Genomic DNA, 10,899 nt, shown 5'->3' on the forward strand with positions numbered 1-10,899 from the left:
GACCATGGCGCCAACGCCAACGCTCCCGCCGCCCCATGTCCGCCACGCTCACGCCCCGCCCCGAACTCGGCCTGGTCTGCATCACGACCTCGAAGGAAGTCCGCTACCGCACCGTCACGCGCAAGCGCCTGCTGGAGCATGCGGACGCGGGCCAGCGCAAGCTGCTCGACGCCATCTACCGCGACAACCTGCAGACCCTCGACGGCGCGCTGCAGTACTGCCGGCGCGAAGGCATCCGCCTGTACCGGATGCCGTCGTCGATCTTCCCGTTCTTCGACGAGGACATCGGACGCGCGGTGATGGCGCCGCTGGCGCCGGCGCTCGGACGGACCGGCACCTGCGCGACGGAACTCGGCATCCGCCTGGTGATGCATCCGGACCAGTTCGTGGTGCTCAGCTCCGACTCGCCCGACGTCGTCGCCAACAGCGTCAAGATCCTGCAGATGCACGCCGACATCATGGACCTGCTGCTGCAACCGCGCTCGCCCTGGGCGCTGCTCGAGATCCACGGCGGCAAGGCCGGCCGCAGCGACGCGCTGGTCGAGCGCATCGCGCAACTGCCCGACGCGATCCGGCTGCGCCTGTGCCTGGAGAACGACGAATACGCGTACAGCGCCGCCGAGATCCTCGACGTCTGCCTGCGTAGCGGCGTGCCGATGGTGTTCGACGCCCACCACCACGTGGTCTGCGAAGGGCTGGCCAGCTACGACGACCCGAGCGTGGCCGCCATGCTGGCGCAGGCGCGCACCACCTGGGCCGTGCCGGAACACCAGCTGGTGCACATCTCGAACGGCCGCGCCGGTTTCAACGACCGCCAGCACGCCGACCTGATCGCCACGATGCCGTCCTCGTACGCGCAGGCGCCGTGGATCGAGATCGAGGCCAAGCTGAAGGAAGAGGCGATCCAGGGGCTGCGCCACTGGCCCGCCGGCGCGGCCGGCCGCACCAACCTGGCCGCCCCCTGACGCGCCGCCCATGCACGCCATGCATGCCCGCCATCAGCAATAAGCATTAGCCATTTGCGGCGCCAGCGGCCACAATGGGGCCGCCCGCATGCGCACCCCGTCCCAAGGCAGGTGCGCACTCCGCGCCGCCGGTGCAGAATACGGGCATCCCAGTCTCCCACGATAGCGATGCAAGGCCCGACCGATCTCCTTTCCTTCCAGCTGGACCAAGCCGCGCGGGTGCCGGCATGATCGTCCGCGACCGCCCCACCCCGCTGCGGCTGTTCCTGACGATGCGCGGTTCCGTGCTGCCGGCCATCTGGAAAAGCCTGGCCGTCGCCACGCTGCTGGCCGTCGCCGTCACCGTCACCGACGGCATCGTCGACGGCATCAAGTTCTCGCTGACGCCGGTGCCGTTCACGCTCATGGGCCTGCCGCTGGCGATCTTCCTCGGCTTTCGCAACAACTCGGCCTACGACCGCTACTGGGAAGGCCGCAAGCAGTGGGGCGACCTGGTGCTGCGCAGCCGCAGCCTGGCGCGCCAGTGCCTGTCGCTGGTCGACGTCGCGCTGCCGTTCGGTGCCGACGGCGCCGACGTGCGCACCCGCATGCTGCGCCGGACCATCGCCCATGCGCACGCGCTGCGCTACCGCCTGCGCGGCGGCGATCCCGCGCCGGACGTCGCGCCCTGGCTGGCGCCGGCGGAATGGGAGCGCGTGCGCGACCTGCCCAACCTGCCGCACGCGCTGGTGCTGGAGATGGGCGCGGACCTGGCGCTGTGCCTGCGCGAGCGCCGCATCGAAGCCTGCACGGCGCCGGCGCTGGACGCCACCCTGAGCGCCATGGCCGGCGTCGACGCGGCCTGCGAGCGCATCCGCGGCACGCCGCTGCCGTTCTCGTACACGCTGCTGCTGCACCGCACCGCCTACATGTACTGCCTGCTGCTGCCGTTCGGCCTGGTCGACACGATCCGTTACGCGACCCCGCTGGTGACGCTCATCGTCGCCTACACCATCTTCGGCCTGGACGCCCTCGGCGACGAGATCGAGGAACCGTTCGGCACCCTCGACAACGACCTGCCGCTCGACGCCATCTGCCGCACGATCGAGATCGACGTGCGCACGGCCCTGGGCGAGCGCGACCTTCCCCCGCCGCTGCAGCCGGTCGATTGCCGGCTCGGCTGAGTTTCCACGACGAAGAAAGCACCATGAGAGACATGAACCAGGATTACCAGGAACGCATTCGCTGCGCGCAGCTGCGCGAACGCGTCACCAGCGCCCGCGAAGCGGCCGGCTGGATCGGGGACGGCATGACCGTCGGCATGAGCGGCTTCACCCGCGCCGGCGACGTCAAGGTGGTGCCCGCCGCGCTGGCCGAACGCGCCCGCCGCGAACCGCTGAAGATCACCCTGCTGACCGGCGCCTCGCTCGGCCACGACACCGACAAGCTGCTCACCGAGGCCGGCGCGCTGGCGCGGCGCATGCCGTTCCAGGTCGACCCCGTGCTGCGCGCGGCGATCAACCGCGGCGAGGTGATGTACATCGACCAGCACCTGTCCGAGACCGTCGAGCAGCTGCGCAGCCGCCACATCGCGCCGGTCGACGTGGCCATCGTGGAAGCGGTGGCGATCACCGAAACGGGCGCGATCGTGCCCACGACCTCGGTCGGCAACAGCGCCAGCTTCGCGATCCTGGCCGACAAGGTGATCGTCGAGCTGAACCTGGCGCAGTCGGCGCACCTGGAAGGCCTGCACGACATCTGGATCCCCAGGAAGCGCCCGATGCGCGAGCCGGTGCCGATCATGGCCGTGGACCAGCGCGCCGGCGCGCCGTTCATCGAGATCCCGCCCGAGAAGATCGTCGCCATCGTGATTTCCGACCAGCCGGACAGCACCTCGTCGGTGCTGCCGCCGGACGCCGACACCCGGGCCATCGCCGGCCACCTGATCGATTTCTTCGACGCCGAGATCGCGGCCGGGCGCCTGACCCATTCGCTGCTGCCGCTGCAGGCCGGCATCGGCACCATCGCCAACGCCGTGCTGGCCGGCTTCGCCGACAGCCCGTTCGACCACCTGACGATGTATTCGGAAGTGCTGCAGGATTCCACCTTCGACCTGTTCGACGCCGGCAAGCTGGACTTCGCGTCCGGCTCCTCGATCACGCTCTCGCCGGAAAAGTCGGCCCAGGTGTTCCGCGACTTCGCGCGCTACAAGGACCGCCTGGTGCTGCGTCCGCAGGAAGTGTCGAACCACCCCGAGGTGATCCGCCGGCTCGGCATCATCGCCATCAACACGGCGCTCGAGGCGGACATCTACGGCAACATCAACTCCACCCACGTGTCGGGCACCCACATGATGAACGGCATCGGCGGCTCGGGCGACTTCGCGCGCAACGCCTACCTGTCGATCTTCGCCACCAAGTCGCTGGCCAAGGACGGCAGGATCTCGTCGATCGTGCCGATGGTCACGCACGTCGACCACACGGAACACGACGTCGACATCATCGTCACGGAGCTGGGCCTGGCCGACCTGCGCGGCCTGGCCCCGCGCGAACGGGCCGAGGTCGTCATCGCCAACTGCGTGGCCGAACCGTACAAGACCATGCTGCGCGCCTACGTGGCCGAGGCGCAGCAGCGTGGCGGGCAGACGCCGCACGTGCTGGAAAAGGCGTTCGCCTGGCACACGCGCTACCGCGAGACGGGGTCGATGCTGGAATCCTGAATGCGCCCGGGCGCAACGCGCTATGATGGCGCTTCGAACCCGGGAGGCACCATGGATGCGATGAACGGCAATGACGGCCCCCCGGCGGGCCGGCCCCTCGCCAGCGACGCGCGGCGCGTCGTGCTGGCCACCGCGGCGCTGCTGCTGGCGTGGGCCGAGCTGGCGGTCGGCCTCCTGTCCTGAGAACGCTCCTGGGGAAAGGCCCCCGGCGGCGGCTTGCTAGAACCCCGCCTCGCGCCAGGCCAGCGACGCCAGCGCGCGCGCGAAGCGCACGCCCGGCGCCTCCCAGTCGCCGCGGATCACCACCGTGCCGCGCCAGGCCTGTCCGGCCAGCGCCCCCGGCGCCTCGTCGACCGTGAACGTGACGCGGTACACGGCATGGTCCGGATACCAGGCGCCCTGCTTCTCGCGCGCCGGCACCTGCCCGCCCTGCTGCGCGGCCCACAGGCCGGACGGCAGCACGCGGGTGGCGTCGCGGTCGATGCCGGCGACGGTCAGGCGCAGGGCCGGACCGGCCCCGCCGTCGGCATGGAAGACGGCATGGTCGCCCACCGCCACGCGGCGCACGCTTTCCTCGTCCAGGTAGGTACTCGCCTCGGCGCCGCCGTCGCCCACCAGCACCGCCACCCGTTCGTTGCGGCGCACCCAGGTGCCCGGCGCCAGCTCGGGATCGAGGTCACGCACGACGCCGGCGAAGGGCGCGCGCGGCCGGTGACGCGCCTCTTCCTCGTCGAGCGCCGCCAGTTGCGCCTCGGCGGTGCCGAGCTCCTCGCGCAGCACGGCGCTGCGCGCGCGCTGCTCGGCGTCGAAACCGGCCGCGCCGGCTTCCCAGCGCAGGCGCTCCACCGTGGCCTGGATGGCGGCGCGGCGCCCGCCCGTCTCGGGCACGGCGAAGCGCAGCAGTTCCTGGCCGGCGCGCACCCGCGTCCCCTCGCGTACCGGCAATGCGGCGACCTGGGCATGCTCGGGCGCATGGACCGGGAACACCGCGGCCGGCTTGAGCACGGCCCCGCCCTGCACGCGCGTCGGCCAGGGCAGCACGAACAGCACCAGCACGGCCAGCGCCAGGGCCAGCGAACGGCGCCCGCGGGGACTGCGCCGGATGCGCGTCCACAGGCCGCCCCACACCTTGACTTCGCCCGCGACGGGACGGATGACGAACCAGCTCATTTCGATACAGAACAGGAAGATGCCGACCAGCTTGATGAAGAAGTGGTACACCAGCAGCGCGATGCCCACGAACACGGTGATGCGGTACAGCCACACGGCCCAGGCGAACAGGATCAATCCCGCGTGGCGGCGCGCCGGGACATGCTCGGGCGGATCGATGCCCAGCCCGAACAGGCGCTCGCGCAGGTCCCAGCGCGCCAGCGCGAACGCGCGCGCATGCAGGTTCGGCATGTCGAGCCAGTCCGACAGCACGAAATAGCCGTCGAAGCGCATGAACGGGCTGGCGTTCAGGGCCAGCGTGGCGATCCAGGTCGTGGTCGCGAGCGGGAATGCGATGTCGCGCAGCAGCCCGTCCGGCAACAGGCTCCAGGCCAGCGTGGCCCAGGCGGCGATGGCCAGCTCGGTGGCCACGCCCGCCATCGCCACCTGCTGGCGCTGGCGCCGGTCGGCCAGACGCCAGGCGTCGTTGGTGTCGGTGTATGGCACCGGCCACAGCACCAGGAAGGCCAGGCCCATCGACGGCACGCGGCAGCCGAGGCGCTTGGCGGTGAACGCGTGGCCGAGTTCGTGGGCACACTTCACGGCCGTCAGCGCGACCGCGTAGGCCAGCAGGCCGCCGGGCGTGAACGATCCGGACAGCGTGGTGCGGAACACGTCCCACTGGCGCCAGACCAGCGCGCCGCCGGCCAGCAGCGCCAGCATGGTCAGCAGGAAGAAGCCGCGCGAGAACAGCCAGTCGAGGGCGGGCGCGGTGCGCGCCAGCCAGCGGTCCGGCCTGACCAGCGGGATCCGGAAGAACAGGTAATGGTGCAGCAGGCGCGTATGCCACGCGCCGGCGGCGGCCTGGTGGCGCGCCGCCATCGCCTTCACGGAACGCAGCGGATCGGGCTGGACCAGCTGGTGGTCGACCAGGAACTTCAGCACGGCCTCGACGTCGGCGCGCTGCAGGTCGAGCGGCGTGTCGGCGCGCAGCGACAGCAGGATGTCGTCCGGCGTGCCCAGCGACCAGCGCCGCAGCACCTCGAACGTCGTCCAGTCGATGCGGAAGAACTGGTTACGCACCGGATCCTCCAGCGTATGGCTGGGCTCCCCGGTGGCCAGCGCCGGGCCGCGGTGCAGGCTCAGTTCCTCGCGCAGCGGCGGCAGGGTCGCCGGCGGGGCGGCCTGGAGGGTGCCCGTCAGTACGGCAGCCACTACCACCCCAGCGCCTGGCGCACCGCCGCCAGCGGCCGGCGCAGTACCCAGTAGGCCAGCGGCGCCCATGCGCCGGACAGGCGGGCCGTGCCCTTCAGGCCGACGCGCTGGGCGGTGGCGCCGTCGAGCGCGGCGCGCACGCGATAGGCCCAGCTGCCGTCGGGCCGCGGCACCGCCTCGTAGGCGACGTAGCGGATCCTGGCGCTCACCGGTTCGAACGGGCTGGACGCCAGGTACAGGCTGACCGGCGCCCCCGGCGCCAGCGGGATCGCGTCGCCCAGCGCCAGCCAGGCCTCGACCTCGACGTCGTCGGGCGCGGCGATGCGCATGATGCGCTCGCCGGTCGCGACCGGGCGCCCGCTCCATTCGCTCGGATCGTCGAACAGGGCGATGCCGGCGCGCGGCGCCACCACGGTCGAGCGTTCCAGCTGGCCGTGCACGAAGTCGGCCTCGGCGCGCCGCTCGGCGATACGCCCCTGCAGCGTGGCCAGCTGGTTCTTCGACTTGCCGTCGGCCAGCGCCTGCTGCAGCGCCTGGCGGTATTCCGCCTCGGCGGTGGCCAGCGCCTGGGCCGCCACGGCGTCGCGGCTTTCCAGCTGCGCCTGGTCGAAGTGGAACAGCGGCTGCCCCTGCGCGACGGCCTGGTTCGGCTTGACGTCGAACCGCGCGATCACGCCGTCCAGCGGCGAGCGGATCGCGGCCGGGTCGGCGGGCACCAGTTCGCCCGGCGCCAGCACGGTCAGGCGCACCGGCACGCACAACAAGGCGGCGATGGCGAGGGCGGCTTGCGGCGCGCGCCGGCGCCACCACGGCAGGCCCTGGCCGCGCTCCTGCGCGCGGCGGCGGCGCCAGCGCGCGCGCCAGGCCATCCAGCCCAGGCGCAGCGGCGGCGTGCGCGCCATCCAGGCGTGGCGCAGGATGTCGCACCACTCGGCCAGCAGGGGGATCTCGCCGTCCAGCCAGGGGATGTCGCGTGCCAGCAGCAGGCCGCCGCGCGCGGGATTGCCGTGCGGGCCGGCATCCAGCGGCAGCCACAGGCCCCAGGCCGGCAGCCAGTCGCCCCACTCGGCCGCCAGGTCCGGCGGCAGGTCGGCGGCGCCCACCGGCCCGCGCGCACGCGCGCCGCAGGCGTCGATTACGCGGCCGAGCCACTGCACATAGGGCGCATTGGCCTCGATCTGCACCACGCCGGACAGCGCGCACACGCCACGGTCCTCGAACCACAGCGCGGCCTGGCGGTACGGCGCCAGCGCGTGGCTGCCGTTCACCGCCAGGAAGTCCAGTTCGACCGCCTGGCCGGCGTGGCGCGCGCGGTGCGCCAGGTCGAGCAGCGTGGCCAGCGGGTCGCGTCCCGCCTCCGTTTGTCTATCCATGTGTCATCGATGGTGATGGGTCCGGCGCGGACCGGGTCCGCGCCGGCTCCCGGTCAGCCGCGCCCCGGCAGGAAGCGCGCGGGCGCGGCGCGCAGTTGCGACGTGAGGCCGGGCTTGCCGGCCCGCGCCGGGCTGCCGTTGTCCACGGCGTGGCCGGTGCCGACGTTGATGCGGAACAGGGCCGTGGCCTCGCGTCCCGCCATGTCGCGCGCGACCAGCTTGACCTTCAGCTCGCCCTTGAAGTCGCGCGGCACCTCGCCGGTGAACTGGCCGGTCTGGCCGTTGAACTCGACCCATGACGGCAGCGGGCGGCCATCCTGCAGCACTGCCGTCAGGCGCACGATGGCCGCCGGCTGGGTATGCGCGAAGGCATCGGCCGGGATCGTCACCGACAGGCGGCTGGCCGTCTCGACGAACTGGTCCGGCACGCCCTGGAACAGCACCAGCGCCGGCTCCTCGGCCTTGGCGACGACCGTGCGGAAACCTTCCGAGCGGGTGTAGACGTCGGACAGCGCCGCGCCGCGCAGGGCGTCCGCAAAGGAATTCTCGGCGGCGCGCGTGCCGATGCCGCTGCCGAGCTGCTGGGTGTCGCCCGCGGCCAGGCTGCCCGGCGCGCTGGTCTCGCTGCGCACGCCGGTACCGTGGTCCGCCTCCCCCGGCGCCGGCGCCGGTGCCGGCACCGTGGCGAGCGCCGGCACCGGCGCGGCCGGGACGGACGGCTCCGGCCGGGGCGGCGGCGGCACGTCGGCCGGCACGACCGGCAGGCCGACGTTGAGGTTCCCGGTATTGCTGCCGTTGCGCACGTTGCCGGTGGCGTCCGTGACGCTGGCGACGACTTCGTAGTCGCGGCCCGGCTCCAGCACCACCGGCTTGCCGGACACCGGCTCGGCGGTGGACAGGTCGAGCGTCCAGGTGCCGTTCCGAACCGGTACCACGTAGGTCGTGTCGCCGACGCGCACTTCCAGGTGTTCGCCGGCGCCCACCGTGGCGGTGCCGCCCAGCACCGGCGTGGCGTTGTCGTTCGGGACGCTGTCCACGGTCGGCGCGACCGGGGACGCCGGCGACGTCTCGAGCGTGACGGGCTGCGCCGCGACCGGACCGGACAGGCCGGTGGCGGTGTCGACGACCCTGGCGCTGATGGTCCAGCCGGCAGCGTGCGCGCCGCCGTCGACGCTGGTCCAGCGGGTGCCGCTGACCGCCGCCGTGCTCCAGGTGGCGCCGCCGTCGAACGAGACCTGCACCGCCTGGCCGGCGCCCAGCGGCGCACCGATGCCGCCGGCGACCGTGCGTCCGGCCGAACCGTCGCCGGTGACGAAGTCGGTGGCCGACGCGCCGGTGTCCTTGGTCATCGAATCGATCGACACCGACTGCGTCGGCGCCGCCGCGTTGCCGATGGTGATGGTCACGACGACGTCCGCACTCGACTGGCCGTCGCTGCCGGTCACGCGCACGGTGTACGAACCCTGGCTGCCCTGCGGCGGCGTGCCGGTGAACGTGCGCGTGTCCGGGTCGAAGCCGAGCCAGGACGGCAGCGGCACGCCGTCGGCCAGGGTGGCGGTGTAGGCGATCGTCGGGCTGTCGACGTCGCTGAAGGCCGGGACCGTCACCGGCGCCAGCGGCGCGCCGACGTTGCCGGCGCCGCTGGCGCCGCCGTGGGCGACCGGGGCATCGTTGACCGGCGCGACCGTCACCTGCACCGTGTAGGTATTGCTGCCGCCGTTGCCGTCGCTGACGGTATAGCTGAAGCTGTCGGTGCCGTGGAAGTCGCGCACCGGCGTGTAGGTGTAGTTGCCGGCGGCATCGATGACGACGGTGCCATGGGCCGGGTCCGCGCCCTTGCCGTAGACGACCGTGTCGCCGTCCGCGTCGCTGGCCCGCGGCAGCGTTCCCGTGGCCGGGACGTCCTCGTTCGTCGCGATCGCCGCATCGCCGGCTACCGGGGCATCGTTGACCGGCGCGACCGTCACCTGCACCGTATAGGTATTGCTGCCGCCCTTGCCGTCGCTGACCGTATAGGTGAAGCTGTCGGTGCCGTGGAAGTCGCGCGCCGGCGTGTAGGTGTAGTTGCCGGCGGCGTCGATGACGACGCTGCCATGGGCCGGATCGGAACCCTTGCCGTAGACGACGGTGTCGCCGTCCTTGTCGGTCGCCGCCGGCAGGACGCCGGTCGCCGGCTTGTCCTCTGCCGTGGTCACGCTGGCGTCGCGGGCTTCCGGCGCGCCGTTGACGGGGCCCACGGCGATGGTCACCGTATAGGTGTTGCTGCCACCCTTGCCGTCGCTGACCGTATAGGTGAAGCTGTCGTTGCCGCTGAAGTCGCCGCCGGGCGTGTACGTGTAGTTGCCCTTGGCATCGATGACGACGCTGCCGTGGGCCGGATCCGACCCCTTGGCATACACCGGCGTGTCGCCGTCGACGTCGGTCGCCGCCGGCAGCGTGCCGGTGCGGGGGGTGTTTCCGGGCGTCGACAGGTTGACGTCGGCCGCCACCGGCGCATCGTTGACGGCGTCCACGGTGATGCTGACCGTGTAGGTGTTGCTGCCGCCCTTGCCGTCGCCGACCGTATAGGTGAAGCTGTCGGCGCCATGGTAGTTCGCGGCCGGCGTGTAGGTATAGGTGCCGTCGGCGTTCACCACCACGGTGCCGTGGGCGGGATCGGTCCCCTTGCCGTACACCGGCGTGTCGCCGTCGGCGTCCGTCGCGCCCGGCAGCGTGCCCGTCCTCGGCGTGTCTTCCGGCGTCGTGATGCTGGTGTTCGACGCCACCGGCGCGTCGTTGACGGCGTCCACGGTGACGCTGACCGTATAGGTATTGCTGCCGCCCTTGCCGTCGCTGACGGTGTAGGTGAAGCTGTCCGTGCCGTGGTAATTCGCGGCCGGCGTGTAGGTGTAGGCGCCCTGGGCGTCGATGGTGACGGTGCCGTGCGCCGGATCGGACGCCTTGCCGTAGGTGACCGTGTCGCCGTCGGCGTCGGTCGCACCCGGCAGGCTGCCACTCCTGGGCGTATCCTCGTCGGTCGTGATCGCCGTGCCGGAGGCCGTCGGCGCATCGTTGACCGGATTGACCGTGACCGCCACCGTGTAGGTGTTGGAACCGCCATGGCCGTCGCTGACGGTGTAGCTGAAGCTGTCGGCGCCGTGGTAGTTCGCCGCCGGCGTGTAGGTATAGGTGCCGTCGGCGTTCACCACCACGCTGCCGTGCGCCGGATCGGTCGCCTTGCCGTAGGTGACCGTGTCGCCATCGATATCGGTCGCACCCGGCAGGCTGCCGCTCTTGGCCGTGTCCTCGCTGGTCGTGATCGCCGTGCCGGAAGCCGTCGGCGCATGGTTGACCGGGTTGACCGTGACCGCCACCGTGTAGGTATTGGAACCACCGTTGCCATCGCTGACGGTATAGGTGAAGCTGTCGGCGCCGTCGTAGCCGGTCGCCGGGGTATAGGTGTAGGTGCCGTCGCCATTCACCACCACGCTGCCGTGTGCCGGATCGGTGGCCTTGCTGT

At 71.9% G+C, this 10,899-nt stretch carries 7 protein-coding genes; 4 read left to right on the forward strand and 3 right to left on the reverse strand.

What is annotated here, in order from left to right; genetic code table 11:
- Nucleotides 1–35 precede the first annotated feature (35 nt).
- The 4 genes from uvsE to QZ749_RS23805 all read left to right on the forward strand — a co-directional run bounded on the left by uvsE (nt 36) and on the right by QZ749_RS23805 (nt 3,846).
- Nucleotides 36–965 (forward strand): UV DNA damage repair endonuclease UvsE, encoded by a 930-nt coding sequence (uvsE, locus tag QZ749_RS23790; RefSeq protein ID WP_296952436.1) that lies wholly within the window; start codon nt 36–38, stop codon nt 963–965.
- Between the two features lie 227 nt (nt 966–1,192).
- Nucleotides 1,193–2,128 carry a bestrophin family protein gene (locus QZ749_RS23795; protein WP_296952440.1) on the forward strand — a complete coding sequence of 312 codons (936 nt, stop codon included), beginning with the start codon at nt 1,193–1,195 and terminating at the stop codon, nt 2,126–2,128.
- Between the two features lie 23 nt (nt 2,129–2,151).
- Nucleotides 2,152–3,663: an acetyl-CoA hydrolase/transferase family protein gene (locus tag QZ749_RS23800; RefSeq protein WP_296952443.1), complete on the forward strand. Its 1,512-nt coding sequence runs from the start codon at nt 2,152–2,154 to the stop codon at nt 3,661–3,663.
- Nucleotides 3,664–3,714: 51 nt separating this feature from the next.
- Complete coding sequence (locus QZ749_RS23805; protein ID WP_296952446.1) at nt 3,715–3,846, forward strand: hypothetical protein; 132 nt, start codon at nt 3,715–3,717, stop codon at nt 3,844–3,846.
- A gap of 36 nt (nt 3,847–3,882) precedes the next feature.
- Here QZ749_RS23805 and QZ749_RS23810 read toward each other — a convergent pair whose 3' ends face one another.
- The 3 genes from QZ749_RS23810 to QZ749_RS23820 all read right to left on the reverse strand — a co-directional run.
- Nucleotides 3,883–6,027, reverse strand: a complete 2,145-nt coding sequence (locus tag QZ749_RS23810; RefSeq protein WP_296952449.1) for an HlyD family efflux transporter periplasmic adaptor subunit — start codon at nt 6,025–6,027, stop codon at nt 3,883–3,885.
- Entirely contained in the window at nt 6,027–7,400 is a 1,374-nt protein-coding gene (locus QZ749_RS23815; protein WP_296952452.1) for an efflux RND transporter periplasmic adaptor subunit, read from the reverse strand. Before QZ749_RS23815 ends, QZ749_RS23810 begins: the two co-directional genes overlap by 1 nt.
- A gap of 53 nt (nt 7,401–7,453) precedes the next feature.
- Nucleotides 7,454–10,899 (reverse strand): tandem-95 repeat protein (locus QZ749_RS23820; RefSeq protein ID WP_296952455.1); only part of this gene is annotated, 3,446 nt, incomplete at its 5' end.

The sequence above is a fragment of the uncultured Massilia sp. genome (assembly GCF_913773735.1).
In the GTDB taxonomy this organism is placed as follows: Bacteria; Pseudomonadota; Gammaproteobacteria; order Burkholderiales; family Burkholderiaceae_D; genus Telluria.